Source organism: Pseudomonas sp. GD04015 (assembly GCF_029837675.1).
Lineage (GTDB): Bacteria > Pseudomonadota > Gammaproteobacteria > Pseudomonadales > Pseudomonadaceae > Aquipseudomonas > Aquipseudomonas paralcaligenes.
This window is the reverse complement of sequence record NZ_JAOEEE010000026.1, coordinates 47,430-73,512: the sequence shown is the minus strand read 5'-3', so window position 1 is coordinate 73,512 and position 26,083 is coordinate 47,430. Positions and strand designations below refer to the sequence as shown.

Genomic DNA, 26,083 nt, shown 5'->3' with positions numbered 1-26,083 from the left:
ACCTGACAGGCATGCGGGAAGAGGGCGCTTGCGGTAGGCTTGAAGGAGCGTTTTCCCATGAATTGGTCCGCTGCCTGCGCAGCCTGAACTAGAGGTTGAGGAACAACCCCGATATGCGGCTCAAGTGCATCAAGCTGGCAGGTTTCAAATCCTTCGTCGATCCCACGACGGTCAGTTTCCCGAGCAACATGGCGGCTGTGGTCGGCCCCAATGGCTGCGGCAAGTCGAACATCATCGACGCCGTACGCTGGGTGATGGGCGAGAGTTCGGCGAAGAACCTTCGTGGCGAGTCGATGACCGACGTCATCTTCAACGGCTCCAACACCCGCAAGCCGGTGACCCAGGCTTCCATCGAGCTGATCTTCGACAACAGCGATAACACCCTGGTGGGTGAGTACGCGGCTTTCGCGGAGATTTCCATCCGCCGCCGGGTCACCCGGGACGGGCAGAACACCTATTTCCTCAACGGCACCAAGTGTCGTCGCCGCGACATCACCGATATCTTCCTCGGCACCGGTCTGGGACCGCGCAGCTACTCGATCATCGAGCAGGGCATGATCTCCAAGCTGATCGAGGCCAAGCCGGAAGACTTGCGCAATTTCATTGAGGAAGCCGCCGGCATCTCCAAGTACAAGGAGCGCCGGCGGGAAACCGAGAGCCGCATCCGCCGCACCCAGGAGAACCTGGCGCGCCTGACCGACCTGCGCGAGGAACTGGAGCGCCAGCTCGAGCGTCTGCACCGCCAGGCCCAGGCCGCCGAGAAGTATCAGGAGTACAAGGCCGAAGAGCGCCAGCTCAAGGCTCAGCTCTCGGCACTGCGCTGGCAGGCCCTGAATCAGCAGGTGGGCGGCCGCGAGCAGGTGATAGGCGACCAGGAGGTGGCCTACGAGGCGCTGGTGGCCGAGCAGCGCAGCGCCGACGCGAGCATCGAGCGGCTGCGCGACGGTCACCATGAGCTGTCCGAGCGCTTCAACCAGGTCCAGGCCCGCTTCTATTCCGTGGGCGGCGATATCGCCCGGGTCGAGCAGAGCATCCAGCACGGGCAGCAGCGCCTGCGCCAGTTGCAGGATGATCTCAACGAGGCTGAGCGGGCACGCCTGGAGACCGAATCCCACCTCGGCCATGACCGTACCCTGCTGGCGACGCTGGGCGAAGAGTTGGCCATGCTCGAGCCGGAGCAGGAGATCACCAGTGCCGCCGCCGAGGAATCCGCTGCTGCTCTGGAAGAAGCGGAAAGCGCCATGCATGGTTGGCAGGAGCAGTGGGAGGGCTTCAACCAGCGCAGCGCCGAACCGCGTCGCCAGGCCGAAGTGCAGCAGGCCCGCATCGCCCAGCTCGAACAGAGCCTGGAGCGTCTGGTCGAGCGCCAGCGCCGTCTCGGGGACGAACTGAGCCAGCTGTCCGCCGACCCGGAAGACGCCGCCATTCTCGAACTGGCCGAGCAGCTGGCCGCCAGCGAATTGCAGCTGGAAGAGCTACAGGCTGCCGAGGGCGACCAGGCCGAGGGCCTGGAACGGCTACGCACTGAACTGCAGGAGGCTACTCAGGCCCAGCAGCAGGCCCAGGGTGAGCTGCAGCGGCTGAACGGTCGCCTCGCTTCGCTGGAGGCGCTGCAGCAGGCCGCGCTGAACCCGGGCAAGGGCGCCGCCGAATGGTTGAAAGACCAGCAGTTGAGTCATCGTCCCCGCCTGGCCGAGGGGCTGCGCGTGGAGAGCGGCTGGGAGCTGGCGGTCGAGACCGTGCTCGGTGCCGATCTGCAGGCCGTGCTGCTGGACGATTTCGCAGGTCTGGACCTGGGCGGCTTCGACCAGGGCGAGCTGCGCCTGATCAACCCGCAGGGTGGCGGTTCGCGGGTGGCCGGCAGCCTGCTGGACAAGGTCGAGTCCGCTATCGATCTGGCGCCCTGGCTGGCCCGGGTGCGCCCCGTGGAGAGCCTGGAGCAGGCCCTGGCTCTGCGTCTGCAGCTCGGCGATGGCGAATCGCTGATCAGCCGCGATGGCTACTGGGTCGGTCGCCACTTTCTGCGGGTACGCCGGGCCAGTGAGGCCGAAAGCGGCGTGCTGGCTCGTGGCCAGGAGCTGGAGCGTCTGCAGGGCGAGCGCGAGGAGCGCGAAGCGGTCCTCGCTGACTTGGACGAGCGCCTGCAACGACTGCGCACCCGCCAGCGCGAGCAGGAGGAGGCGCGCGAGCAGCAGCGTCGCCTGGTCCAGGACGAGTCACGTCGCCAGGGCGAATTGAAGGCCAGGCTGTCCGCAGGTCAGGCCAAGGTCGAGCAGCTGGCCTTGCGTCGCCGCCGCCTGGAGGAAGAACAGGGTGAGACCGCCGAGCAGCGCGAACTGGAGCAGGAGCAACTGGGCGAGTCGCGCCTGGTGCTGCAGGACGCACTGGACGCCATGGCGACCGACACTGAGCAGCGCGAGGCATTGCTGATCACGCGGGACCAGTTGCGCGAGCGCCTCGACCGGGTGCGCCAGGAGGCCCGCCAGCACAAGGACCATGCCCATCAGCTGGCGGTGCGCCTCGGTTCGATCAAGGCCCAGCACGAATCCACGCGCCAGGCCTTGGAACGCCTGGAAATGCAGTTCGAGCGCGCCATCGAGCGTCGCGAGCAGCTCAGCCTCAATCTGGAGGAGGGCGCCGCGCCGCTGGAAGAGCTGCGCATGAAGCTCGAGGAACTGCTGGAGAAGCGCATGGGCGTGGAGGACGAGCTGAAGCTCGCCCGCCTGGCCCTGGAAGATGCTGACCGTGAGCTGCGCGAAGCCGAGAAGCGCCGCAGCCAGGCCGAGCAGCAGGCGCAGCTGTTGCGCGGGCAGTTGGAGCAGCAGCGCATGGACTGGCAGGCGCTGAGCGTGCGTCGCAAGGCCTTGCAGGAGCAACTGTTGGAGGAAGGCTACGACCTGCACGGCGTGCTGGTGACCCTGCCATCCGAGGCTGGCGAGCAGGCCTGGGAGGAGGAGCTGGAGCGTCTCGCCGCCCGTATCGCCAGGCTCGGGCCGATCAACCTGGCGGCCATCGACGAATACCAGCAGCAGTCCGAGCGCAAGCGCTACCTAGACGCCCAGGACGCCGACCTGGTGGAAGCGCTCGACACCCTGGAAAACGTCATCCGCAAGATCGACCGGGAAACCCGCAACCGCTTCAAGGAAACCTTCGATCAGATCAACTCCGGCCTGCAGGCGCTGTTCCCCAAGGTGTTCGGCGGCGGCCATGCTTATCTGGAGCTGACGGGCGAGGACCTGCTCGACACCGGCGTGGCCATCATGGCCCGCCCTCCGGGCAAGAAGAACAGCACTATCCACCTGCTGTCGGGCGGCGAGAAGGCGTTGACCGCCCTGGCCCTGGTATTCGCTATTTTCAAATTGAACCCAGCACCCTTCTGCATGCTCGATGAAGTGGACGCGCCGCTCGACGACGCCAACGTCGGTCGTTATGCACGCCTGGTTAAGGAGATGTCGGAGACGGTGCAGTTCATCTACATCACCCACAACAAGATCGCGATGGAGATGGCCGATCAGTTGATGGGTGTGACCATGCACGAGCCGGGATGCTCGCGTCTGGTGGCGGTGGATGTGGAAGAGGCGATGAACCTCGTGGAGGCGTGAAACTTCAGGAAATGCCTTGCGGCGGTGCACATTTACCGTTCGTCGTGCTAGCTTAGGCCACACTTTTGTTACGCGCGAAAACGACTGCAGAAACATAGGGTTGTTCGCGTTCCAAAGGGGCAGGAAGCCCTTATTTTCATTACATTTTCATCGTTCAGGGGCTTGGGAGTTTCATGGAGCTGCGCTATTGGCTGATCGTCGTGGGAGTCATCGTCATCGTTGGCATTCTATTTGATGGCTGGCGCCGCATGCGCGGCGGCAGCGGCAAGCTGAAGTTCAAGCTGGACCACAGTTTCAGCAACCTGCCCGACGACGATACCGATCCCGACCTGCTCGGCCCCGCGCGAGTCATCGATCGCAAGCTCGAACCCGAATTCAACGAAGCGGACATGCCGACCGTCAGCGCCAGCGAGATCAATCGCCGGCGCAACATCGAGCCGAAGCAGGGCGACCTGGCACTGGACACCGACGAGCCGGTGCCGACCCTGCTGACCCCGGTCGAGGAAGAGGACGAAGAGCCCGCCAAACCGGCCAGGGAGCCACTGCCGGTGGAGGAAGTGCTGGTGATCAATGTGATTGCCCGCGACGCCGATGGCTTCAAGGGCCCGGCACTGTTGCAGAACATTCTGGAAAGCGGCCTGCGCTTCGGCGAGATGGACATCTTCCACCGCCACGAAAGCATGGCCGGCAACGGCGAGGTGCTGTTCTCCATGGCCAACGGCGTCAAGCCGGGCACTTTCGATCTGGACGATTTCGAACTGTTCTACACCCCGGCGGTGAGTTTCTTCCTCGGCCTGCCGGGCCCGCGTCATCCCAAGCAGGCCTTCGACGTGATGATCGCCGCCGCCCGCAAGTTGGCCCACGAGCTGAACGGCGAGCTGAAGGACGACCAGCGCAGCGTGATGACCGCGCAGACCATCGAGCACTACCGCCAGCGCATCGTCGAGTTCGAGCGCAAGCAGCAGCTCGCCGGCAAGCGCTGACCGCTTCGCCACATACCCTCCAAGAGCAGCCTAGGCTGCTCTTGTCGTTTCCAAGGACACGCGCACCATGACCGACTCCCAGACCGCAGCCCGACAGATCGCTGCCCGACGCGTTCTCGAGCTTCGCGCCGAACTGGACGAGCACAACTACCGCTACTACGTGCTGGACGAGCCAAGTATCCCGGACGCCGAGTACGACCGTCTGTTCAACGAGTTGAAGGCGCTGGAGGCCGAGCATCCCGAACTGGTGACGCCCGACTCGCCGACCCAGCGAGTGGGCGGCGCGGCGCTCAGCGCCTTCGGCCAGATCCGTCACGAGATCCCGATGCTCAGCCTGGGCAACGCCTTCGAGGAGGCCGACCTGCTCGACTTCGACCGCCGGGTGCGCGAGGGGCTGGACCTGCCCGCAGACGATCTGTTCGGCGCCGCGGTGGAGTACAGCTGCGAGCCCAAGCTGGATGGCCTGGCGGTCAGCCTGCTGTACGAGAACGGCCAGCTGGTGCGGGGCGCTACCCGCGGCGACGGCACCACCGGCGAGGACATCAGCGCCAACGTGCGTACCATCCGCAACGTGCCGCTGAAGTTACAGGGCCAGGGCTGGCCCGCGTTGCTGGAGGTGCGCGGCGAGGTGTTCATGTCCCGGGCCGGCTTCGAGAAGCTCAACGCCAGCCAGGCGGAGCAGGGCGGCAAGACCTTCGCCAACCCGCGCAACGCCGCAGCCGGCAGCCTGCGCCAACTGGATTCGAGGATCACCGCCAGCCGCCCGCTGGAGTTCTGCTGCTACGGCGTCGGCCAGGTCGATGGCACGCTGCCGGCCACCCAGTTCGACATGCTGCACCAGCTCAAGGCCTGGGGCCTGCCGATCAGTCGCGAGCTGAAGCTGGCCAAGGGCGCCGACGAGTGCCTGGCCTACTACCGGGACATCGGCGACCGGCGCCAGGGCCTGGCCTACGAGATCGACGGTGTGGTGTTCAAGGTCAACAGCATCGGCCAGCAGCGCGAACTGGGCTTCCGCGCCCGCGAGCCGCGCTGGGCCATCGCCCACAAGTTCCCGGCCAGCGAGGAGCTGACCGAGCTGCTCGACGTGGAATTCCAGGTTGGCCGCACCGGCGCCGTGACCCCGGTGGCCCGGCTCCGGCCGGTCAAGGTGGCCGGCGTCACCGTGTCCAACGCCACCCTGCACAACATGGACGAGGTGGCGCGTCTCGGCCTGATGATCGGCGACACGGTGATCATCCGCCGCGCTGGCGACGTGATCCCGCAGGTGATGCAGGTGGTCGCCGAGCGCCGCCCGGCCGATGCGCGCCCGGTGTGCATTCCCGAGCTGTGCCCGGTGTGCGGCTCCCACGTCGAGCGCACCCAGCTGGTCAAGCGCAGCAAAGGGCGGGAGAGCGTCAGCGAAGGCGCGGTGTACCGTTGCGTCGGCCGCCTCAGCTGCCAGGCCCAGCTCAAGCAGGCGATCATCCACTACGTGTCGCGCCGTGCCATGGACATCGACGGGCTCGGCGACAAGATCGTCGAGCAGCTGGTGGACACCGGCCTGATCGCCTCGCCGGCCGACCTCTACACCCTGACCTACGAGCAGGTGGTGGCCCTGGAAGGCTTCGCCGACCTCTCCACCCGCAACCTGCTGGCGGCCATCGAGGGCAGCAAGCGGCCGCCGCTGGCGCGCTTCATCTTCGCCCTCGGCATTCCCGACGTGGGAGAGGAGACGGCGAAGCTGCTGGCCCGGGCCCTGGGTTCGCTGCGGCGCATACAGGTGGCGCTGCCCGAGGTGCTGACCTGGCTGCCGGACGTGGGCGCCGAGGTGGCCTACGAGATCAGCAACTTCTTCGCCGACGAGCACAACCGCACGGTCATCGCCCAGCTGCTGGAGCGTGGCGTGGAGCTGCAGGAGGAGGGCGAGCTGCACGCCGAGTTCGCCGCCTGCGCCACCCTGGGCGAGTTCCTCGACCGCCTCGACATCCCCTTCATCGCCGCCACCGGCGCGCAGAAGCTGGCGGACAAGGCCGGCAGCCTGGAGGGCGTGATCGCGCTCGCCCAGGACTGGCTGGAGCTGTCGGTGCTCAAGGGGCTCAACGAGCGGGCCAAGCAGTCGCTGCGCGAGTTCTTCGCCGACCCGGTCAAGGTCGCCCGCGCCAGCGCCATCGAGTCGCAGCTGCGCGACTTCGGCATGCACTGGGCGAGCGAGAAGAAGGTGGCAGAAGGCCTGCCGCTGGCCGGGCAGACCTGGGTTCTGACCGGCACCCTCGAGGCGATGAGCCGCGATGTCGGCAAGGAGAAGCTGGAAAGCCTGGGCGCCAAGGTTGCCGGCTCGGTCTCGGCCAAGACCGCCTGCGTGGTGGCGGGGCCGGGGGCCGGTTCCAAGCTGACCAAGGCCAACGAACTCGGTGTGAAAGTGCTGGACGAGGCGCAGTTCCTCGCTCTGCTGGGCGAGTACGGTATCGCGCCCTGAAGCGGGCGGGTTGGACGCTCAGTTCAGCCCGTCGACCAGGGCCTTGGCCGGCACCAGCTTGACCGCCCGTTTCGCCGCAATCTGGATCGCCTTGCCGGTCGCCGGATTGCGTCCGGTGCGCGCCGGGCGCTCGGCCACCTTGAGCTTGCCGATGCCGGGCAGGCTGATCTCGCCGTCGTTTTCCAGGGCGTCGGCCACGATGTCTCCGAGTTGTTCGAGCAGGGCGCGCACGTCGCTCTTCTGCAGATCGGTGGCTTCGGCGAGGTCGGAAATCAGCTGGTCTTTGGTGATGGCCATGGGGGCGCTCCCTGGAGGTAAGAAAGTGCCCGGGGCGGGCTTCGAGGCGGGCACGCTACCACAAAGCAGCGAAGAATGAGGGCGACTATGCTGGAGGCATAACAACATCATCCGCCCCGGAGTCGATCATGCCGCGTCTGTTCGCCGATCTCGGTTTCCGCTGGAAAATCGCCCTGCCGATCCTGCTGCTCGCCGTGCTGCTGCTGGTGATGGGCGGGCTGGGCATGCAGGGCATCGGCCAGGTGGCCGACTCCAGTACCCGCCTGACCAACCGCTACCTGCCCGCCATCAGCCTGCTGCTGAATGCCGACCGCGACCTCTACCAGGCCTTCGTCGCCGAGCGCAGCCTGCTCGACGAGGCGGCGGGGCAGTACGCCGATGCGTTGAAGGCCTCCCATGCGGAGAACCTGCAGCAGGCCTACGACCGCGTCCACAAGTACGCACAGATGCAGCCGGGGCCGGAGGCGGAAAGGCTCGTGGCCGATTTCGACCGGGGCTTCGCCCAGTGGAAGGCCACTTCCAGTCGGGTGGTCGAGCTTTCCGCCAACGACCCGACGGCGGCCTCGACGCTCAGCTATGGCGACAGCGAGGCGCACTTCGAGGCGGCGCGCGCGCCCATCGACCAGCTCGGCGAGCTGGAGGACGGCGCGGCCAATGCCGAAGGCGCCGCCGCCATCGAATTGGGCGACCGGCGCAGCTGGCAGCAGGGCATGGTGATCGCCATCGGCCTGCTGCTCTGCGTGGTGCTGGTGCTGGGCTTCCCGGTGCTGGTGACCCGTCCGCTACACAATCTGCTCCATCGCATCGAGCAGATCGCCGAGGGCGATGGCGACCTGCGCGTGCGCCTGGAAGTGCTGTCGCGGGACGAACTGGGCCAGCTCAGCGATGCTTTCAACCGCTTCCTCGACAAGCTGCAACCGCTGATCCGCGAGGTCGGCCGGGTCACCGGCGAGGTGGCCGACTCGGCCCAGTCGCTGGCCGGCATGGCGGCGGCCAACGACCGGCTGATCAGCAGCGAGCACGCGGCGGTCGATCAGGTCAGCACCGCCGCCACCGAGATGAGCGCGGCGGTGAACGAGGTGGCGCGCAACGCGCAGAACGCGGCCGATGCCGCGCGCAGCGCCGAGGTGCAGTCGCGCGAGGGCGCTCAGGTGGTCGGCGCGACCATCCACGCCATCCGTCAGCTGGCCCACGAGGTCGAGAGTGCCTCCGATTCTATCCAGACCCTGGAGCAGGAAACCGCCAACATCGGCGCCGTGCTGGCGGTGATCAAGGGCATCGCCGAACAGACCAACCTGCTCGCCCTCAACGCCGCCATCGAGGCGGCGCGGGCCGGCGAGCAGGGCCGCGGCTTTGCCGTGGTGGCCGACGAGGTGCGCGCCCTGGCCGCGCGCACCCAGGACTCGACCAAGGACATCCAGCAGATGATCGAGCGCCTGCAGTCCGGCGTGCAGAACGCGGTCACTGCCATGCATTCGGGCAGCGCCAAGGCCCGCGACAGCGTGGAGCGTGCCGCCGGCGTGGACGGCGCGCTGTCGGCCACCGGCGATTCGGTCGCCCGGATCAACGACATGGCCGCGCAGATCGCCACCGCCTGCGAGGAGCAGAGCAGCGTGACCGAGGAGATCGCCCGCAACATCAGCGATATCCGCGACCTGTCCAACGAGGCGGCGCAGACCTCGGAGCAGAGCACCCAGGCCAGCGCCCGGCTGTCCGAGCTGTCCCACGGGCTGGCCCAGCTGGTCGGCCGCTTCCGCGTGTAAGTGGTTGAAGCGGTTGTAAGTTATCGGTTTACCAGTACAATGGCGCGGCCCGTCGTTCGACGGGCTTCGTTATGGTGGTCCCATCGGTCCCCCCGCAACGATCAGCCGTGAACCCGGTCAGGCCCGGAAGGGAGCAGCCGTAGCGGTGACATCGTGTGCCGGGGTGTGGCTGGTGGGGCCGCCTCCAATCTCCTCTCCATTCTGTCTTTGTTGCTATCCATGGCGGCGCGCCTCGGTTCGGCCCTCGATTGGCCGGCGGGTGCAATTTGCCCGGTGCTCCGCTAGGATTAGCCACTTCCGCTCTCCCAGCCGCGACGGTTTTTCATGAGTTATCAGGTTCTTGCACGTAAATGGCGCCCGCGCAGCTTCCGCGAGATGGTCGGCCAGACCCATGTGCTCAAGGCCCTGATCAACGCGCTGGACAGCCAGCGCCTGCACCATGCCTACCTGTTCACCGGCACTCGTGGCGTGGGCAAGACCACCATCGCGCGGATCATCGCCAAGTGCCTGAACTGCGAGACCGGCATCAGCGCCAGCCCGTGCGGGCAGTGTTCGGTGTGCCGGGAGATCGACGAGGGCCGCTTCGTCGACCTGATCGAGGTGGACGCCGCGAGCCGCACCAAGGTCGAGGACACCCGCGAGCTGCTGGAGAACGTGCAGTACGCGCCGACCCGCGGCCGCTACAAGGTCTACCTGATCGACGAAGTGCACATGCTGTCCACGCACTCGTTCAACGCGCTGCTCAAGACCCTTGAGGAGCCGCCGCCTCACGTCAAGTTCCTGCTCGCCACCACCGACCCGCAGAAGCTGCCGGTCACCATCCTCTCGCGCTGCCTGCAGTTCTCCCTGAAGAACATGCCGCCGGAGCGGGTGGTCGAGCACCTGACCCATGTGCTGACCGCCGAGAACATTCCCTTCGAGGAGGACGCCCTGTGGCTGCTGGGCCGCGCCGCCGACGGCTCGATGCGCGATGCCATGAGCCTGACCGACCAGGCCATCGCCTTCGGCGAGGGCAAGGTGCTGGCGGCCGACGTGCGCGCGATGCTCGGCACCCTCGACCATGGCCAGGTCTACGGCGTGTTGCACGCGCTGCTGGAAGGTGACGCCCGCGCGCTGCTGGAGGCCGTGCGCCAACTGGCCGAGCAGGGGCCGGACTGGAACGGCGTGCTGTCGGAAATGCTCAATGTGCTGCACCGGGTGGCCATCGCCCAGGCCCTGCCGGAGGCGGTGGACAACGGCCAGGGCGACCGCGACAGGGTGCTGGCCCTGGCCCGCGCGTTGCCGGCCGAGGACGTGCAGTTCTACTACCAGATGGGCCTGATCGGCCGCCGCGACCTGCCGCTGGCGCCGGACCCACGCGGCGGCTTCGAGATGGTGCTGCTGCGCATGCTGGCGTTCCGCCCGGCCGATGCCGACGGGGCGCCGAGGTCACCTTTAAAGGACCTGGGGATCAGCAAGGCCACAGCTGATTCCGACCAGACCCCGGTGGCCGGCCCGGCCCCCGTCGCCGCGCCGGCCGCTATCGTTGCTCCGGTTGCTCCGGTTGCTCCGGTTGCTCCGGTTGCTCCGGTTGTTGCGCAACCCTCGCCACCGGCCGAACCTGTCCCGGCTCCGGCTCCGGCTCCGGCTCCGGCTCCGGTGGTCAGCGCTGCGCTCGCGCCCGAGTCGGAGCCCGTTGTCGTCACCATGCCGCCGGCCGAGTCCGCGGCCATGCTGGAGGCGGTGGCCGAGCCCGCCGTGACGGTCGATGTGCCCTGGGCCGAGAGCGAGCCGGCCGCCGTGGCCGAGCCGAGTCCGCCCGCGTCGCCGGAGCCGGCGCCCGCCGAGCCTCGTGCCGTGATCGTCGAAGGACCCGCCGAAGCACCCGTGGCGCTGCCCCTGGGCGAGTCGGCGGGGCAGGTCGTCGAGCTGGCTGCCGATGCCGAGGACGACGAGCCGCCACCCGGCGACTACGACTATTACGAGGCCGATGCCGACAGCCTCGACTACGATTTCGACGTGCCGGCCGCGGCGCCAGCCGAGCCCGAGCCGCTTCCGGCGACGCAGCCGGCCACTGGCCTGGCTGCCGAGTGGCTGGACCTGTTCCCGCGCCTGGGGCTGTCCGGCATGACCGGCAGCATCGGCGCCAACTGCACCCTGGTCGAGGCCAGCGACGACGACTGGCTGCTGCACCTGGACCCGGCGCACAGCGCGCTGTTCAATGCCACCCAGCAGCGTCGTCTGAACGAGGCGCTGAACCAGCACCTGGGGCGCAGCCTGAAGCTGCGCATCGAGCTGATCCGCCCCGAGCAGGAAACCCCGGCCCAGGCCGCCGCGCGCAAGCGCGCCGAGCGCCAGCGCCAGGCCGAGCAGTCGATCCACGACGACCCGCTGGTGCAGCAGATGATCCAACAGTTCGGCGCGGCGATCCGCGCGGACTCCATCGAACCCCTGAACACTTGAGGACAGCATCATGATGAAAGGTGGCATGGCAGGCCTGATGAAACAGGCCCAGCAGATGCAGGAAAAGATGCAGAAGATGCAGGAAGAGCTGGCCAACGCCGAGGTCACCGGCCAGTCCGGCGCCGGCCTGGTCAGCGTGGTGATGACCGGTCGCCACGACGTCAAGCGCATCACCCTGGACGACAGCCTGATGCAGGAAGACAAGGAAGTGCTGGAAGACCTGATCGCCGCGGCGGTGAACGATGCGGTGCGCAAGGTCGAGCAGAACAGCCAGGAGAAGATGTCGGGCATGACCGCAGGCATGCAGCTTCCCCCCGGCTTCAAAATGCCCTTCTGAAATCGGGCCGCCCAGTCGACGCACATGGCTGCGTTGCTCGAAGGCGCGGGCATCCTCATTTACGCGCAGTAAACTCCGGTGCCCACGCCTTCTCGCGCCTTGCCCTGCACGCCGCCTGAGCGCCCCTTGCTCCGTGCTGCCTCTTTCGAATAGCGACACTTGCCCATGAGCTTCAGCCCGCTGATCCGCCAACTGATCGACTCGCTGCGCCTGCTGCCCGGCGTGGGGCAGAAGACCGCGCAGCGCATGGCGCTGCAGTTGCTGGAGCGCGACCGCAGTGGCGGCATGCGCCTGTCGCAGGCGCTGGCGGCGGCGATGGAGGGGGTGGGGCACTGCAAGCGCTGCCGCACCCTGAGCGAGGACGAGCTGTGCCCGCAGTGCAGCGACCCGCGCCGGGACGACTCGCTGCTGTGCGTGGTGGAGGGGCCGCTGGACGTGTTCGCCGTGGAGCAGACCGGCTACCGCGGCCGCTATTTCGTGCTCAAGGGGCATCTGTCCCCGCTGGATGGCCTGGGCCCCGAGGCCATCGGCATCCCCGAGCTGCTGGCGCACATCGGCGCCAGCCAGTTCGGCGAAGTGATCCTCGCCACCAACCCGACGGTGGAGGGCGAGGCCACCGCCCACTACATCGCCCAGATGCTCACCGGCAAGGGCATCGTGCTGTCGCGCATCGCCCATGGCGTGCCCCTGGGCGGCGAGCTGGAACTGGTCGACGGCGGCACCCTGGCCCATGCCCTGGCGGGGCGCCGGCCGATCAACGGCTGATGGCGTCGCGCCTCTGTTCAAAATGACTTGAGAAGCATTACCATTCGCGACTCATTGGGCGCGAGCGGCGAACGCTTTTCATGACAGGCAGTGCGACTTCCCGGCAGCAGGACCTGCAACGGCTCTACCACGAGCACCACGGCTGGCTGCAGGGCTGGCTGCGCAAACGCATGGATTGCAGCCAGGGCGCCGCGGACCTGGCCCAGGACACCTTCCTGCGGCTGCTCGGCAAGGAGCGCGACCCGGCGCCGCTGCGCGATCCGCGCGCCTACCTCTCGACCATCGCCCACTCGCTGCTGGTCAACCATTGGCGGCGCCTGGCCGTCGAGCGCGCCTACCTGGAATCCCTGGCCCTGCAGCCCGAGCGCTACGCGCCCTCGCCGGAGGAGCGCGAGCTGATCATGGCCACCCTGCTGCAGATCGACGCCATGCTGCGCCGCCTGCCGGGCAAGGTGCGCGACGCCTTCCTGATGGCCCAGCTCGACGGCCTGACCTACGCGACGATCGCCGGCCGGCTCGGCGTGTCGGAGCGCATGGTGAAGAAGTACATGGCCCAAGCCATGCTCCACTGCTTGACCCTGGCCGAGGGCTGAACCATGGCCAGCCAGATCGATTTCGCCGTGCTGCAGCAGGCCGCCGACTGGTTCGCCCGGCTGCGCGACGAGCGCGCCAGCGAGCAGGACCGCCTCGCCTGGCAGCGCTGGCTGGAGGCCCAGCCGCAGCACCGCCAGGCCTGGCAGCGGGTGGAGACGATCAGCGGCCAGTTCGAGCGCCTGCCCCAGCGCCAGGCGGCGCGCTCGGCCCTGCAAACGCGCGGCATGGACCGGCGCCAGGCGGTCAAGGTGCTGTCGCTGATCGGTGGCGGCAGCGTGCTGGCGCTCGCCGGCCGCTCGCTGCCCTGGCAGCAATGGCGGGCCGACCAGCGCACGGCGGTGGGCGAGGTGCGCGGCCGCCAGCTGGCCGACGGCAGCCGCCTGTGGCTGAACACCGACAGCGCGCTGGACGTGGACTTCAGCGCCGGCCTGCGGCGTCTGGCGCTGTACCGCGGCGAGGTGCTGGTCGAGGTGGCCGAGGACGCCCGGCCGCTCTGGCTGGAGACGCAGCATGCGCGCCTGCGCGTGGCGGGCGGCCGCTTCGCCGTGCGCGAGCAGGGTGGCGGCTACCTGGTGTCGGCCCAGAGCGGCGCACTGGAGATCGTCGGCGTCCGCCGCCAGGCCCTGGCGGCGGGGCAGCAGGCGCACTTCGATGGCCTGCGGGTGGATGCGCCGGCGCCGTTGCGCCCGGGCATGCAGGCCTGGGTCCACGGGATCCTCCAGGCCGACGACATGGCGCTCGGCGAGTTCGTCGCCGAGCTGGCCCGCCATCAGCGCGGCCACCTGGGCTGCGACCCGCGGGTGGCCGACCTGCGCCTGGTCGGCGCCTTCCCTCTGGCCGAGCCGGAACGCATCTACGCGGCGCTGGAGGCCAGCCTGCCGGTGCGCGTGGTGCGCCGCCTGCCCTGGTGGATCACCGTCGAGCCGCGGCAACCCGTCTGACGCCCGGAAATTTTCTGACACCTCGCACCTGATCAATCACGCAGGCTCTCAACCGTTCCGTGCCCAGTTCTGCGGCAGGTTGATGAAGTCCACCAGTTCGCGCAGGCGGCCGTAGTGGCGGGCGTTGAACTGGAACCTCAGCCGGTGCAGGTCGAACAGCTCCGGTTCGTCGCGCTCCTTTTCATGGGCCGCCTCTTGTCGATAGCCACCGCTCAGGCACAGGTCGGCGAATTCCTGGTGCAGGGTGGCCATGGCGGCCTCGTTGAGCGGGTGGTTCATGCGGATCGCGAACAGATCCTTGAGCCAGCGCGAGGAGTGGTAGTTGCGATAGAAGCGTGCGATCTCCTGGCCGGCCTCTTCGGCGCTGTGCACCAGGCGCACCAGCTGCATGTCGCTGGGCAGTATGTAGTGGCGGTCCTGCAGCTGTTCGCGGATCAGCTGCAGGAACTTCTCCCAGTAGTCGCTACCAGGCTCGTCGAGCAGGACGATGGGCACCAGCGGGCTCTTGCCGGTCTGCACCAGCGTCATCACTTCCAGCGCCTCGTCGAGCGTGCCGAAACCGCCCGGGCAGAGCACCAGGGCATCGGCTTCCTTGACGAAGAACAGCTTGCGCAGGAAGAAGAAATGGAACGACAGCAGGTTGGCGGTGCCCTGCACGGTGGCATTGGCGCCCTGCTCGAAGGGCAGGGTGATGTTGAAGCCCAGGCTGTTCTCCAGCCCAGCGCCTTCGTGGGCCGCGGCCATCACACCGCCGCCGGCGCCGGTGATCACCATCAGGTCGAGATGGGCGAGGGTACGGCCGAGTTCGCGGGCCAGGTCGTACACGGGGTGGTCGGTCGGCGTGCGTGCGGAGCCGAATACCGTGACCTTGCGCCGGCGCTTGAACTGTTCGAGGGTGCTGAAGGCCAGCTCCATCTCGCGCAGTGTCTGCAGCATGATCTTGGCGTCCCAGCGATTGCGGTCGGCCTGGGCCATGCGGATCACGGTGGTGAGCATTTCCTGGTACAGCGGCAGGTTCGGACTGGCCGCGGGAACCACGAGGGAAACCAGCTCCTCCACCTTGCTGGTCAGGTCGACGCCGCTGGTATGAAAGTGCCGGGACAGGTAATCGTCCGATTCATAAGGCATGAAGATCTCCTTCTGCTGACGGCGCTGCCGCCATTTCCCGCAGCGCCGGGCCTCAGGGGAGAGTATGACCCGACCGGTGACGCTTTGGCGGTCGAACGCGCGCTCCCTGGTTGACCCAGGTCATGCGACGGGAACTACGAGGAGATCAGGGGTATGGAGAGGCTGGCAGGGCAGGGTAGCTACAGGCCGCAGTCGGCCTTGGCGAAGCGCTCGGTGATGATCGGCAGGTTGCTCTTGTACTCGCTGAACTGGTAGCGCAGCACGGCGCCGCTGGCCAGTAGCCGGCGGTAGCCGGTGTTCTTGCAGACACTGGCCGCCAGTTGATTGCGCACGCTGTCGGGATTGCCGCGCATCTGTGCGGCGTGGGCGGGACGCACGCTCAGGTGGTTGATCAGTTCATTGCCTTCCACGGTATAGCCCTGGTCGAGAATGTCCTCGTTGATCGCGCGCGGCGTGCCGACGCTGCTCTCCTTCGCGACCTGTTCGAGCATCCGGGTCAGCTCGTGCTCCTGCAGCGAAGCGGCCTGGGCGGCGGGCAGGAAGGCAGCGAGGGCGAACAGGGCGATGAGGCGGGACATGGCGATCTCCAGATGAACGATGCTGCCTTCGACCGGCGTGCCGGGTGCGGGTTCAGCAGGCCTCCATCTTACTCCTGACCCGTGGCGAGGGTAGACTGCGCGCCTTTCCCCTGGAGTCGATCATGAGCCATGCCGTCGCCCGCCTGCGCGCCGAGCGCCTGGCGCGCAGCCTGAAGCCTTTCGTGTCCCGCGGCTCGCGCGCCGAGCGCTGCCCGGGATGCCGGGTGATCCCCAGCTATTGCCTGTGCGCCTGGCGGCCGAGGGTCGAGGTGCGGGCCGGTGTGTGTTTGCTGATGTATGACGTGGAGGCGCTGAAGCCGAGCAACACCGGTTGGCTGATCGCCGATCTGGTGGCCGACACCCATGCCTTCGGCTGGCAGCGCACTGCCGTCGACCCGCGCCTGCTGGAGCTGCTGGACGATCCGCAGTATGCGCCCTGCGTGGTGTTTCCCGGCGAGTATGCCGAGCCCGGACGGGTGGTCGAGGAGTTGCCGCTGCTGCCGTCCGGCAAGCGGCCACTGTTCATCTTGCTCGACGCCACTTGGACCGAGGCGCGCAAGATGTTCCGCAAGAGCCCCTATCTGAACCGCTTTCCCGTGCTCAGCCTGAAGCCGGAGCAGCTCTCGCGCTATCGCCTGCGTCGCTCGAAGCGCGACGAGCATCTGTGCACCGCCGAGGTCGCGGCCCTGTGTCTCGAACTGGCCGGCGAACCGCAAGCGGCGGTGGCCCTGGACGCCTGGCTGGACCTGTTCACCGAGCGCTATTTGAGTGCCAAGCACCGCTGGGTGCTGGATGAGCACAGTGCGGCGCATGTGGCGCTTGAGCCCTTCCTGTAGATATCGATTCGCTGCGTGTTGGGGAAAACTCCGCTGTGGGAGCGGCCTTGGCCGCGAAGTGGGGCAGAAAAAGCTTCGCGGCCGAGGCCGCTCCCACAGTGGTTCGCGGTGAGATCGTGGGCAGGCTCAGGCCTTCCTTGGCCACAGCTGTGCCAGCAGCATGCCGGCGAACATCAGCGCGCAACCGGCGTAGCCCTTCAGGGCCAGTGCTTCGCCGAGCAGCAGCGCGCCGGCGATGGCGGCGAACACGGCCTCCAGGGAGAGGATGATGGCGGCGTGGGAGGCGATGGCGTGCTTCTGCGCGACGACCTGCAGGGTGAAGCCCACGGCCACGCCGAGCAGGCCCCCATAAAGGATGGCCGGGCCGGCGGCGAGGATGGCGTCCAGCCGTATCTCTTCGAACACCACTGCCAGGACCAGGCTGAGCACGGCGCAGGTGGCGAACTGCAGCAGCGCCAGGCGCAGCGGATCGTGGCGGCTGGCGAAGAAGCTCACCATCAGCACATGGATGCCCCAGACGAAGGCGCCGGCGAGCTGCAGCCAGTCGCCGGAGGCGACGTGGAAGCCCTCGCCGACGCTGAGCAGGAACATGCCGACCACCGCCAGGCCCGCGCCCAACCAGGTGCCCAGGCCGGTGCGCTGGCCGATCAGCAGGCCGAGCAGCGGTACTACTATGACGTACAGGCCAGTGATGAAGCCGGAGTTGGTCACGCTGGTGAACAGCAGGCCGACCTGCTGCAGGTTGATCCCCAGCGACAGCGCCAGGCCCATCGCCAGGCCGCCCAGCAGCAGGCTGCGGTTGAGCGGTTCGGGTCTGCTGGTCGCGCGGCGGCTGAGCCAGAGCACCAGCGGCAGCAGCGCCAGGGTGGCGAGGGCGAAGCGCAGGCCGGTATAGAGGAAGGGCCCGATGGCGTCCATGCCCAGGCGCTGGGCGACGAAGGAGGAGCCCCAGATCATCGCGGTCAGCAACATCAACAGGTCGGCGCGCAGGGCTTGGCTTCGCATGGTGGTTCTCGGCGGGAAAAGCTGGCGACTTTGCCGCAAAGCACGGAACTTGACCACCCCGTCACGGCTGGGCATGCTGAGCGCCGCCTCGCTGGCCCGCTCGACAACAACAACAGGAAAGTACATGGCCGCATACGAGATTCTCATCGCTGACGACCATCCGCTGTTTCGCAGCGCCCTGCAGCAGGCGCTGACCCTGGGGCTGGGCTCGGAGGTCCGCCTGGTCGAGGCGGCCAGCATCGCCGAACTGGAAGCCTGCCTGGGCGAGAAGAGCGACTGGGACCTGGTCCTGCTCGACCTCAACATGCCCGGCGCCTATGGCTTCTCCGGCCTGGTGCTGTTGCGCGGCCAGTACCCGCAGATTCCGGTGGTGATGATCTCGGCGCAGGAAGAGGCGGCCGTGGTGGCGCGCTCGCGGGAGTTCGGTGCCAGTGGCTTCATTCCCAAGTCCAGCCCGCTGGAGATCATCCAGCAGGCCGTGCGCCAGGTGCTCGATGGCGATGTCTGGTGGCCGCCGCAGGTTTCCGCCGCCGCCGCTGTCTCGGCCGAGGCGAAGGCCGCCAGCGCGGGCCTGGCGAGCCTGACGCCGCAGCAGTTCCGCGTGCTGACCATGGTCTGCGAAGGGCTGCTGAACAAGCAGATCGCATTCGAGCTGAGTGTCTCCGAGGCCACCATCAAGGCCCATGTCACCGCCATCTTCCGTAAGCTGGGCGTTCGCACCCGCACCCAGGCGGCTCTGCTGCTGCAGCAGATGGAGTCGATCCCGGGGTCATGATTACCGTGGGAGCGGCCTTGGCCGCGAATCGGGCAATGCAGGAGAAAGCTTCGCGGCCAAGGCCGCTCCTACGACGGTGCGTCTCTCCTTGCTCGCAAGATTACAAACAGGCTCATAGAGCCTTCACGCATTTTTGACGGCGTGGCCCCTAAGGTGCCGCGCTTCATCGCTCAGGACAGCCATTCCTCCATGTCGCCATTCAAGGGCCAGACCGGCCTGAAACGTATCCTCAACGCCGCCGGCTATTCCTTCGACGGCCTGCGCGCGGCCTTTGTCGGCGAAGCCGCCTTCCGCCAGCTGGTGCTGCTCAACGCGGTACTGATTCCCCTGGCCTTCTGGCTCGACGTCAGCCCCGTGGAGCGGGCGCTGATGGTGGCGGTGAGCATGCTGTCGCTGATCGTCGAGCTGCTCAACTCGGCGGTGGAGGCGGCGATCGACCGCATTTCCCTGGAGCGCCATCCGCTGTCGAAGAACGCCAAGGACATGGGCAGCGCCGCGCAGCTCACCTCGCTGGCGGTGATCGCGCTGGTCTGGGGCATCATCCTGCTGGGGTGAATCGAGCCCGGTGCGCGTGGCGCACCCTACGCCATCTCCTGCACGCATCGCTCTCGATGTGTTGCGCGGGTTTCACCCGCCCTACAGGACGCCGGCCTTCTTCCAGGCCAGGTAGCGGCCGACCAGTTCCGGCCCCAGTTCGTTGGGCCGTGCGTCCAGCACCGGCACGCCGTGGGCGAGCAGGCGCTCGTGCAGGCCGGCGCGCGCATTGAGGTAGTCCACCGTGCCGCAGTAGGCCAGGGCCTGTTCGTAGTTCTGCACCTGGGTGTGGCGCAGGCGGTCCAGCACTTCCTCGCGCAGGCTGGCGATCAGCACGCGGTGCTGGCGGCCCAGGCGCTTGACCGCGCCGAGCAGTTCCTCGTCGTCCTCGTCGCGCAGATTGGTCACCAGCACCACCAGGGCGCGGCGGCGCTGGCGGGCGAGCAGGGCGTTGATGGCGGCGGCGTAGTCCGCCGGCCGCCGGGTGCTGTCGAGGGCGTAGACGGCATTGAGCAGGCTGCTGATATGAGCCTGGCCCTTGACCGGCGCGACGTACTGGTCCTGGTTGCCGGCGAAGGTGGCCAGGCCCACGGCGTCGCCCTGGCGCAGGGCGACGTAGCTGAGCAGCAGGCAGGCGTTGAGTGCGTGATCGAAGTGCGACAACTCGTCGTCCTGGCTGCGCATGCGCCGGCCGCAGTCGATCAGGAAGACGATCTGCTGGTCGCGTTCGTCCTGGTACTCGCGGGCGATGGGAGTACGTTTGCGCGCGGTGGCCTTCCAGTCGATCTGGCGCAGGGTGTCGCCGTCGCGGAATTCGCGTAGCTGGTGGAATTCCATGCCGAGGCCCCGCCGCTGTCGCTGGCGCACGCCCATCTGGCTGAGCCAGTCGTCGACGGCCATCAGCTGGGCGCCGTAGAGGCGGGCGAAGTCGGGGTAGACGCGGGTCTCGCTGGCCTGGTCGAGGAAGCGCCGCGACTGCCACAGGCGCAGCGGGCTGGGCAGCAGCAGTTCGCAGCGCGGGAAGCGGAAGTGGCCGCGCTTGAGCGGGCGTACCCGGTAGCCGAATTCGGTCTGTTCGCCCGGATGCAGTTCCACCCGCTGCGGCAGGAACTCGAAGTCCATGTGCTCGGGCAGGTGGTCGAATGCCTGCACGGCCAGGGACTGGCGATAGTCATGGTGCAGGGTCAGGCGCACCTCGCTCCAGCGCCCCAGCGGCAGGTTGCCCGGCAGCTGGCGCTCCATGCGCGGCGAGGGCAGGCGGTGCAGCCAGGCGGCGTCCAGTGCCGCGACCAGCAGCAGGGCGAGCAGCAGCCCCCACCACAGTGGCTGCAGGGTCGCCGGCAGCTTGGTGCCGAGCAAAGGCAGGCTGCCGAGGACGATGGCCAGGGCGAGCAGGCCGCCGAGCAGGCCGAGGAACAGGCGGGATGGCTTCATGCGATCACAGGCGCGGGGCCGGAACCTGGTCCAGCAGTTGCTGCAGCACCTGGTCCACGGAGAGGCCCTCGATATCCAGTTCCGGCGCCAGGCGCACGCGGTGGCGCAGCACGGCCAGGGCGCAGGCCTTGACGTCATCCGGCAGGACGAAGTCGCCGCCGCGCAGCAGGGCGCGGGCGCGGCCGCCGCGTACCAGGGCGATGGAGGCGCGCGGGCCGGCGCCCATGGCCAGGCCTGGCCAGGTGCGGGTGGCGCGGGCCAGGCGCACGGCGTAGTCGAGCACCTGGTCGTCGATCGGCAGTTCGCTGGCGATCTTCTGCAGCGCCAGCACGTCCTTGGCCTGCAGCAGGGTGCGCAGCGGCGCGACCTCGAGCATGTCGGCCCTGGCCGAGCGGGTCACCTGGCGCACCAGGCTCAGCTCCTCGTCGGCCTGCGGGTAGTCCATGCGCAGCTTGAGCATGAAGCGGTCGAGCTCGGCTTCCGGCAGCGGGTAGGTGCCTTCCTGCTCGATGGGGTTCTGGGTGGCCAGCACCAGGAACGGCTGGGGCACCGGCAGGGCGCGCCCTTCCAGGGTGATCTGGCGCTCCTGCATCACTTCCAGCAGGGCGGCCTGGGTCTTGGCCGGGGCACGGTTGATCTCGTCGGCCAGCAGCAGGTTGGTGAAGGCCGGACCCTTGCGCAGCTTGAACTGCTCGCTCTGCAGGTCGTACACGGCATGGCCGGTCACGTCGCTGGGCATCAGGTCCGGGGTGAACTGGATGCGCGCGAACTCGCCGCCGAAGCAGCGGGCCAGGGCGCGCACCAACAGGGTCTTGCCCAGGCCGGGTACGCCCTCGACCAGCACGTGGCCGCCGGCGATCAGGGCGGTGAGCACGTCGTCCACCACCTCGCGCTGGCCGACCACGGCCTTCTGCAGTTCCAGGCGCAGGGCCTGGAGCATCTGGCTGGCGCGCTGGCGCTGTTGGCCCGCAGGGTTGGCGGGCGCCGCCGCTGCGGTAGCCGGCGCGGTGGGTGCGGCGGCCGGGGCTGTGGGCGCTTCTGCGCCGGTATCGGATTGCTGCGGAATTTGTTCGCTCATAGGGCATTCCTGAGGGTTTGCAGGTTGGCGACCTGGCGGGTGAAGTCGGCGGCGGAAAGGCGGCGGGTCGGCAGCGGACGCATGGCGGCGCTCACCGCGCCGCTGGGCAGGCGGGTGAGGCGGCCGAGCACCTGCCACTGGTCGGCGACCGGCAGCCGCTCGAAGCCTGGGTGGCGATGGCGGGCGCGGCGCAGGATGTCGCGCTGCAGGCTGCCCAGCAGGTGCTGCTGGCCGGCGCGGCGCAGGAGGAAATCGGCGCCGGCGCGCAGGTGTTCTTCGAGCTGGCGGCGCGCGTGGACCGGCGGTGCGAGCAGCGGGCCGTGGCGCATGCCCACGTGCCACAGCAGCAGGCCGATCAGCAGTGCCAGCGCGGCGAGGGCGGCCGGGTAGTGTTTCAGCAACTGGCTGAAGAGGCCGTCGCGCTCGGCGTTGTAGACCAGGGTCACCGCGCTGTCCTGGCCCAGGTACCAGAGCAGCCAGGCGTTGTCGTAGTCGCCGATGCTGTCGTTCTGCCAGAGCCAGGCGTCGGTGAGCACCGTGACCAGGCCCTTGCCGTGTTCCAGCTGCAGCATGTGGGTGGCCTCGGCGCTGTTGGCCCAGGCGTAGGCCCGGTTCTCGCTGTCCAGCAGGTGATAGCCGGTGTCGAACTCGACGTAGGCCGGCGCTTCCTCGTTCTCCAGGTAGATCTTGGTCAGCTCGGGGTAGCGGTCTTCTTCTTCGGCCTGCTCTTCTTCGGGCGCTTGTTCCGTTTCGGCCTCGTCTTCCGCGGCCTCGTCTTCTTCTTCGATGGTTTCGCCGTCGCCGGACTCGGCTTCCTCGTCGTCCTCGTAGTCGTCTTCTTCGTAGACGCTGGTCTGGCGGATGCCGAGGCTGTCCAGCAGCAGGTCGCCGCTGCGGCCGTCCTCTTCGTCCCAGATCTCTTCGGCGACGAACACCAGGTGGCCGCCCTGGGCCGCCCAGTCCAGGACCTGGCGGGCCTGGCGCGGCGTCATGTTGTGGCGCGGGGCGAACAGCATCAGCGTCTGCCCGGTCGAGGGCAGGCCATTGAGCACGTCCAGGCCGTCCGCACGCTGGACCGTGATCTTCTGCTCGCGCAGGAACATTTCCGCCGCCAGGTATTCGTTGGCGCGGGCTTCGGGCGAGGGACCATGCTTGATGGTCTGCTCGTAGGGTTCCAGGCGCTGCACGACCAGCAGGCCCACCCAGAGGGACACGACCAGCAGGAGACCCGTGAGGCCGATCTTGAGCGGGCGGCTCATGCGGCGGCCCCCGCTGCGAACAGGCGCCGCCAGCCTTCGCACAGGCCGCGCTTGAGCGTGTCCGGCGGTGGGCGGTGGCCGTAGGCGAGGTTCTGCCAATGGCGGGTCAGCACGCCGCTGAACCGGCTCAGCTCCTCGCGATCCAGGCGCTCGACCATGCGCAGCACCTCGCCCTCGGTATGCGAGCCCTTCAGCGGCAGGCGGAAGTCATGCAGCAAGCGGCTGAGCAGGGCGCGGTAGAGGAGGCCGAGCGCCTCGCGCGGGTGCTCGTTCCAGAGCCTCTCGGCTTCGCTCGCCACATCGTCGGGCAGACTTTCCGGTGCGACCTCCAGGCCGAACAGCTGGCTCGGCATCTCGCGCACGCGGTGGCGCTGCAGACCCAGGTGGCTGGCGAAGGTCTCCAGCCATTCCCGGTAGCGCCACAGCAGCAGGCCGATGGCGAGGAACAGCAGGGTCCACAGCAGTATCTCGAACCCGTGCGCCACCACGTCGAGCTTGCTCCAGAACTCGCCGAGTTTGAGCAGCTTCTTGATCATGTCGATGAAGCTCTGCACATCCTCGTCGCTGGGCTCCTCGGCCTTCTCCTCCTCGCCGAAGCGCCACAGGGTCACTGTCTCGTTGTTCTCGAAGGGCGGTGCCTCGAGCATCTTGCCGACGCTGTCCTTGGCAGCCTTGCTGCTCAGCGGCTGGTTGAGCAGGCGCTCGGATTCCGGCCCCAGGGGATCGTCGATGGGCACGGGGCAGGCGGTCGGCGCCTTGGCGGCCAGCGCGTCGGTTGCCGGCAGGACGAGCATCAGTGCGGCGCAGGCCATCAGCAGGGCGTAGGCGCTGCCGACGAGGCGCTGGCGCAGGCGGCGGAAGGTCAGCTCGATGTCCCATGCCTCGAGTTCGGTGCGCCGGTTGAGGTAGAGGGTGAAGCCACAGGCGACGTAGATCGGCTCCCAGAACACCAGCACCAGGGCGTAGAACAGGTTGGACAGGTGCTCGACCCAGACCCATTTGCCGCTGCTGGCTTCGATCAGGGTGTCCCAGTCCAGCTGGATCTCCACCTGCTGCGGCACCATGAGCCAGACCAGGGTGATCACGCCCATCCACAGCAGCATTTCCAGATGCACGCCGAGGATGGTCAGCCAGGCTGCGCTGCCCGCATGACGCTGGCCAAGCACCATCAGGCGCTTGCTGCGGGCTTCTCCGCCCAGGCCTTCGAGCTGCAGCACCGGCAGGTCGAAGCTGCGGGTGGGGCTCAGGCGGCGCCAGGTCAGACTGGCGAGCAACTGTGGCTTGAGCAGGCGCGGGAAGGCCCTGAGCGCCTCCTTGAGCGTCGGGACGTCGCCGAACAGCGAGCGCGAGAGGATGTGCAGGGGCAGCCGTTCCCAGGCCGGTTTCAGCCACCAGAGCAGGATGCCCACGACGGTCGGGTACTGCCAGAACAGCGCCGTGAGCACGGCGAACAGCGGCAGGGTCACGATGGCCCAGCTGGCCATCAGCAGGCCGGCGTGACGGCGCGCCAGGAGCACGCCCAGGTCGATGGCCTCCCAGGCGCTGCGCGGGCGGATGGCGACGCTGGCGTCAGTCAGGCGCATGGCGTTTCCGTCCGGCGAACACGAAGTAGGCGATCACCAGCAGCCACAGGCCCGCGCCCACCCAGTACTTGACGGTGGGAGTGGTGTAGGTCATGGACGACCAGTAGGCCTCGACGAAGGCGGCGATCAACAGGAACAGGATGACGCCCGCGACCAGTTGGATGGCCTTGCCGGCGGCCTGGCGCAGCGCTTCTCCGCGGCCCAGGCGGCCGGGGGAGAGCAGGGCCCAGCCGAGCTTGAGGCCGGCGGCGCCGGCGAAGGCGATGGCGGTGAGTTCGAAGGCGCCGTGGCCGATGACGAAGGACCAGAACGTCTCGCTATAGCCGATGCGGGTCAGGTGGCCGGCGACGGCACCGATCACCAGACCGTTGTAGAGCAGGAAGAACAGGCTGCCGAGGCCGAAGATCAGGCCGCCGGCGAAGGTCTGAAAGGCAATGCCGATGTTGTTCATGATGTAGTAGCCGAACATCATCCAGTCGTCCCCGGAGTCGCGTTCGGCGAAGCGGCCGACGCGGCGCGCGGAGGGGTCGTACATTTCCTCCATCTGCCTCACCTGCTCGGGGTCCATCAGGCTGTAGATGAGGTCAGGGAACAGCCAGGTCAGCAGCCCCATGCCGATCAGCGAGCCGAAGAATAACGCGCTGCCGGCCAGCACGGCCCGCCATTCGCGGCGCACCAGTTGCGGGAAGCCGGCCAGGATGAAGCTGATGATCTGTGCGCCCAGGTGGCTGCGGTGGCGGTAGAACTGCTGGTGGCCGCGCATGGCCAGCCGCTGCAGCTGGTCGATGAGGTGGCTGCTGTAGCCGCGCTCCTGAGCCAGGGCCAGGTGCTGGCAGAGATGTCGGTAGTCGGCGGCGAAGCTCTCGCAGTCGCGGCGCTCGGCCTTGCCCTTCTCCAGGGTGTCCAGGCGTTCGGCGAAGCGTTGCCAGTCGGCGCCGTGGCGCTGTTCGAACAGGTGCTGCTTCATGCCGTGCCCACCAGGCCGCGCGCGATGCCGTGCAGGCGCGCCTCGGCGTGTTCGGGCAGGCTTTCCAGCGGTTCGGCGAGGATGCCGGCCAGCTCGGCGCGGCGTGCGCCGGACAGGCTGGTGTGGCGCTCGGCGAAATCCATCACGGCGCGCTGTTCGGCCAGGCTCAGCGGGAAGGGTGCGCGCTCGACATCGGCCTCGGGAATCTGCGGGCGCTTGAGTTCATCTTCCTGATAGACCACCAGGGTGCCGGCGGCGAGATCGCCGAGGCGCTTGAACGAGGGATGGCTGAGGCTGCTGATGGCGCCGATGCAATAGGCGAACGGCAGCATGTCCACAGCGCGCAGCAGGTTGCGGGTCAGCGAGGCGGCCCAGCCCACGGGGGTTCCGTCATCGTGGACCACGCGCAGGCTCATGGCCTTCTTGCCGGGAGTGCGGCCCTGGTAGAGCACCTCGAACAGCACCGGGTACCACCAGTTGATCAGGAAATACAGGATGGTCCCCAGCCCCATGCCGAACTGGCCGAGGATGCCGAGCACGATGAGGGCACCCAGGAGGATGGCGCCGCGGATGAGCAGATCGATGCCGAACGCGAGAGCCCTCGGCATCAGGCCGGCGGGGCGGAGGATCAGGTCGATGCCTTCCGGGGTTTCCACCTGTCGGCGGGTGTCCAGGAGTGGCAGGTCGGAATGCTCCGACGGGAGCGGGGAGTTGGGCTGCATCGGTC

General features: G+C 68.0%; 22 protein-coding genes and 1 other RNA gene. 13 read left to right on the top strand and 10 right to left on the bottom strand.

From position 1 onward, the window contains the following. The first annotated feature begins 113 nt into the window (after positions 1-113). The 3 genes from smc (at position 114) to ligA (ending at position 7,040) form a co-directional block, all read left to right on the top strand. Entirely contained in the window at positions 114-3,602 is a 3,489-nt protein-coding gene (smc, locus tag N7640_RS19030; protein WP_279905001.1) for a chromosome segregation protein SMC, read from the top strand. A 173-nt stretch (positions 3,603-3,775) separates the two neighbouring features. Continuing rightward, positions 3,776-4,585, top strand: a complete 810-nt coding sequence (gene zipA / locus N7640_RS19025; RefSeq protein WP_220812724.1) for a cell division protein ZipA — start codon at positions 3,776-3,778, stop codon at positions 4,583-4,585. A 67-nt stretch (positions 4,586-4,652) separates the two neighbouring features. Beyond that, positions 4,653-7,040: an NAD-dependent DNA ligase LigA gene (ligA, locus tag N7640_RS19020; RefSeq protein WP_279905002.1), complete on the top strand. Its 2,388-nt coding sequence runs from the start codon at positions 4,653-4,655 to the stop codon at positions 7,038-7,040. 18 nt (positions 7,041-7,058) lie between these two features. Here the strand turns inward: ligA and N7640_RS19015 are convergent, their stop codons facing one another. After that, complete coding sequence (locus N7640_RS19015) at positions 7,059-7,337, bottom strand: HU family DNA-binding protein (protein WP_220812726.1); 279 nt, start codon at positions 7,335-7,337, stop codon at positions 7,059-7,061. A 128-nt stretch (positions 7,338-7,465) separates the two neighbouring features. On the opposite strand from N7640_RS19015, the gene N7640_RS19010 reads away from it, so the two are divergent. The 7 genes from N7640_RS19010 to N7640_RS18980 all read left to right on the top strand — a co-directional run bounded on the left by N7640_RS19010 (position 7,466) and on the right by N7640_RS18980 (position 14,179). Continuing rightward, positions 7,466-9,100 carry a methyl-accepting chemotaxis protein gene (locus tag N7640_RS19010; RefSeq protein WP_279905005.1) on the top strand — a complete coding sequence of 545 codons (1,635 nt, stop codon included), beginning with the start codon at positions 7,466-7,468 and terminating at the stop codon, positions 9,098-9,100. 81 nt (positions 9,101-9,181) lie between these two features. Then, positions 9,182-9,278, top strand: an RNA gene (gene ffs, locus N7640_RS19005) — signal recognition particle sRNA small type. A gap of 146 nt (positions 9,279-9,424) precedes the next feature. After that, on the top strand, positions 9,425-11,542 hold the full coding sequence (gene dnaX, locus N7640_RS19000; protein ID WP_279905006.1) for a DNA polymerase III subunit gamma/tau: 2,118 nt from the start codon (positions 9,425-9,427) through the stop codon (positions 11,540-11,542). Between the two features lie 10 nt (positions 11,543-11,552). Further along, positions 11,553-11,879, top strand: coding sequence for a YbaB/EbfC family nucleoid-associated protein (locus N7640_RS18995; RefSeq protein WP_003460931.1), 327 nt, complete (start codon positions 11,553-11,555; stop codon positions 11,877-11,879). 165 nt (positions 11,880-12,044) lie between these two features. Further along, positions 12,045-12,644, top strand: a complete 600-nt coding sequence (recR, locus tag N7640_RS18990; RefSeq protein ID WP_220812729.1) for a recombination mediator RecR — start codon at positions 12,045-12,047, stop codon at positions 12,642-12,644. Between the two features lie 80 nt (positions 12,645-12,724). Then, positions 12,725-13,237, top strand: coding sequence for a sigma-70 family RNA polymerase sigma factor (locus tag N7640_RS18985; RefSeq protein WP_279905007.1), 513 nt, complete (start codon positions 12,725-12,727; stop codon positions 13,235-13,237). 3 nt (positions 13,238-13,240) lie between these two features. Further along, positions 13,241-14,179, top strand: a complete 939-nt coding sequence (locus tag N7640_RS18980) for a FecR domain-containing protein (protein WP_279905008.1) — start codon at positions 13,241-13,243, stop codon at positions 14,177-14,179. 48 nt (positions 14,180-14,227) lie between these two features. Here the strand turns inward: N7640_RS18980 and N7640_RS18975 are convergent, their stop codons facing one another. Together N7640_RS18975 and N7640_RS18970 are read right to left on the bottom strand one after the other, a co-directional pair. Then, positions 14,228-15,307, bottom strand: coding sequence for an LOG family protein (locus N7640_RS18975; protein WP_279905010.1), 1,080 nt, complete (start codon positions 15,305-15,307; stop codon positions 14,228-14,230). Between the two features lie 179 nt (positions 15,308-15,486). Continuing rightward, positions 15,487-15,885, bottom strand: a complete 399-nt coding sequence (locus tag N7640_RS18970; RefSeq protein WP_279905011.1) for a quorum-sensing-regulated virulence factor family protein — start codon at positions 15,883-15,885, stop codon at positions 15,487-15,489. A gap of 122 nt (positions 15,886-16,007) precedes the next feature. On the opposite strand from N7640_RS18970, the gene N7640_RS18965 reads away from it, so the two are divergent. Next, entirely contained in the window at positions 16,008-16,721 is a 714-nt protein-coding gene (locus N7640_RS18965; RefSeq protein WP_279905012.1) for a DTW domain-containing protein, read from the top strand. 126 nt (positions 16,722-16,847) lie between these two features. On the opposite strand, the gene N7640_RS18960 is transcribed toward N7640_RS18965, so the two are convergent. Further along, entirely contained in the window at positions 16,848-17,726 is an 879-nt protein-coding gene (locus tag N7640_RS18960; protein ID WP_279905014.1) for a DMT family transporter, read from the bottom strand. 124 nt (positions 17,727-17,850) lie between these two features. On the opposite strand from N7640_RS18960, the gene erdR reads away from it, so the two are divergent. Both erdR and N7640_RS18950 read left to right on the top strand, forming a co-directional pair. Further along, a complete protein-coding gene (erdR, locus tag N7640_RS18955) occupies positions 17,851-18,501 on the top strand; it encodes a response regulator transcription factor ErdR (protein WP_220812736.1) in 651 nt (216 codons plus the stop codon). Between the two features lie 189 nt (positions 18,502-18,690). After that, positions 18,691-19,056 carry a diacylglycerol kinase gene (locus tag N7640_RS18950; protein ID WP_279905015.1) on the top strand — a complete coding sequence of 122 codons (366 nt, stop codon included), beginning with the start codon at positions 18,691-18,693 and terminating at the stop codon, positions 19,054-19,056. A gap of 81 nt (positions 19,057-19,137) precedes the next feature. Here the strand turns inward: N7640_RS18950 and N7640_RS18945 are convergent, their stop codons facing one another. From N7640_RS18945 to N7640_RS18920, 6 genes are read right to left on the bottom strand one after another with little or no spacing between them, the layout of a single operon-like run. Further along, positions 19,138-20,469 (bottom strand): DUF58 domain-containing protein, encoded by a 1,332-nt coding sequence (locus tag N7640_RS18945; protein WP_279905016.1) that lies wholly within the window; start codon positions 20,467-20,469, stop codon positions 19,138-19,140. A 4-nt stretch (positions 20,470-20,473) separates the two neighbouring features. Beyond that, positions 20,474-21,547 carry a MoxR family ATPase gene (locus tag N7640_RS18940; protein ID WP_279905017.1) on the bottom strand — a complete coding sequence of 358 codons (1,074 nt, stop codon included), beginning with the start codon at positions 21,545-21,547 and terminating at the stop codon, positions 20,474-20,476. Next, a complete protein-coding gene (locus N7640_RS18935) occupies positions 21,544-22,806 on the bottom strand; it encodes a DUF4350 domain-containing protein (RefSeq protein ID WP_279905019.1) in 1,263 nt (420 codons plus the stop codon). Before N7640_RS18935 ends, N7640_RS18940 begins: the two co-directional genes overlap by 4 nt. Next, positions 22,803-24,389 (bottom strand): DUF4129 domain-containing protein, encoded by a 1,587-nt coding sequence (locus N7640_RS18930; RefSeq protein WP_279905020.1) that lies wholly within the window; start codon positions 24,387-24,389, stop codon positions 22,803-22,805. The genes N7640_RS18935 and N7640_RS18930 overlap by 4 nt, the downstream gene beginning before the upstream one ends. Further along, entirely contained in the window at positions 24,376-25,356 is a 981-nt protein-coding gene (locus tag N7640_RS18925) for a stage II sporulation protein M (RefSeq protein ID WP_279905021.1), read from the bottom strand. The genes N7640_RS18930 and N7640_RS18925 overlap by 14 nt, the downstream gene beginning before the upstream one ends. Further along, positions 25,353-26,078, bottom strand: coding sequence for an RDD family protein (locus tag N7640_RS18920; protein WP_279905022.1), 726 nt, complete (start codon positions 26,076-26,078; stop codon positions 25,353-25,355). The genes N7640_RS18925 and N7640_RS18920 overlap by 4 nt, the downstream gene beginning before the upstream one ends. Positions 26,079-26,083: the final 5 nt, after the last annotated feature.

Excerpts from the sequence above, each read along its gene's own strand:
- smc (WP_279905001.1), top strand. The coding sequence starts at position 114 with ATGCGGCTCAAGTGCATCAAGCTGGCAGGTTTCAAATCCTTCGTCGAT.
- zipA (WP_220812724.1), top strand. The coding sequence starts at position 3,776 with ATGGAGCTGCGCTATTGGCTGATCGTCGTGGGAGTCATCGTCATCGTT.
- ligA (WP_279905002.1), top strand. The coding sequence starts at position 4,653 with ATGACCGACTCCCAGACCGCAGCCCGACAGATCGCTGCCCGACGCGTT.
- N7640_RS19015 (WP_220812726.1), bottom strand. The coding sequence starts at position 7,337 with ATGGCCATCACCAAAGACCAGCTGATTTCCGACCTCGCCGAAGCCACC.
- N7640_RS19010 (WP_279905005.1), top strand. The coding sequence starts at position 7,466 with ATGCCGCGTCTGTTCGCCGATCTCGGTTTCCGCTGGAAAATCGCCCTG.
- dnaX (WP_279905006.1), top strand. The coding sequence starts at position 9,425 with ATGAGTTATCAGGTTCTTGCACGTAAATGGCGCCCGCGCAGCTTCCGC.
- N7640_RS18995 (WP_003460931.1), top strand. The coding sequence starts at position 11,553 with ATGATGAAAGGTGGCATGGCAGGCCTGATGAAACAGGCCCAGCAGATG.
- recR (WP_220812729.1), top strand. The coding sequence starts at position 12,045 with ATGAGCTTCAGCCCGCTGATCCGCCAACTGATCGACTCGCTGCGCCTG.
- N7640_RS18985 (WP_279905007.1), top strand. The coding sequence starts at position 12,725 with ATGACAGGCAGTGCGACTTCCCGGCAGCAGGACCTGCAACGGCTCTAC.
- N7640_RS18980 (WP_279905008.1), top strand. The coding sequence starts at position 13,241 with ATGGCCAGCCAGATCGATTTCGCCGTGCTGCAGCAGGCCGCCGACTGG.
- N7640_RS18975 (WP_279905010.1), bottom strand. The coding sequence starts at position 15,307 with ATGCCTTATGAATCGGACGATTACCTGTCCCGGCACTTTCATACCAGC.
- N7640_RS18970 (WP_279905011.1), bottom strand. The coding sequence starts at position 15,885 with ATGTCCCGCCTCATCGCCCTGTTCGCCCTCGCTGCCTTCCTGCCCGCC.
- N7640_RS18965 (WP_279905012.1), top strand. The coding sequence starts at position 16,008 with ATGAGCCATGCCGTCGCCCGCCTGCGCGCCGAGCGCCTGGCGCGCAGC.
- N7640_RS18960 (WP_279905014.1), bottom strand. The coding sequence starts at position 17,726 with ATGCGAAGCCAAGCCCTGCGCGCCGACCTGTTGATGTTGCTGACCGCG.
- erdR (WP_220812736.1), top strand. The coding sequence starts at position 17,851 with ATGGCCGCATACGAGATTCTCATCGCTGACGACCATCCGCTGTTTCGC.
- N7640_RS18950 (WP_279905015.1), top strand. The coding sequence starts at position 18,691 with ATGTCGCCATTCAAGGGCCAGACCGGCCTGAAACGTATCCTCAACGCC.
- N7640_RS18945 (WP_279905016.1), bottom strand. The coding sequence starts at position 20,469 with ATGAAGCCATCCCGCCTGTTCCTCGGCCTGCTCGGCGGCCTGCTCGCC.
- N7640_RS18940 (WP_279905017.1), bottom strand. The coding sequence starts at position 21,547 with ATGAGCGAACAAATTCCGCAGCAATCCGATACCGGCGCAGAAGCGCCC.
- N7640_RS18935 (WP_279905019.1), bottom strand. The coding sequence starts at position 22,806 with ATGAGCCGCCCGCTCAAGATCGGCCTCACGGGTCTCCTGCTGGTCGTG.
- N7640_RS18930 (WP_279905020.1), bottom strand. The coding sequence starts at position 24,389 with ATGCGCCTGACTGACGCCAGCGTCGCCATCCGCCCGCGCAGCGCCTGG.
- N7640_RS18925 (WP_279905021.1), bottom strand. The coding sequence starts at position 25,356 with ATGAAGCAGCACCTGTTCGAACAGCGCCACGGCGCCGACTGGCAACGC.
- N7640_RS18920 (WP_279905022.1), bottom strand. The coding sequence starts at position 26,078 with ATGCAGCCCAACTCCCCGCTCCCGTCGGAGCATTCCGACCTGCCACTC.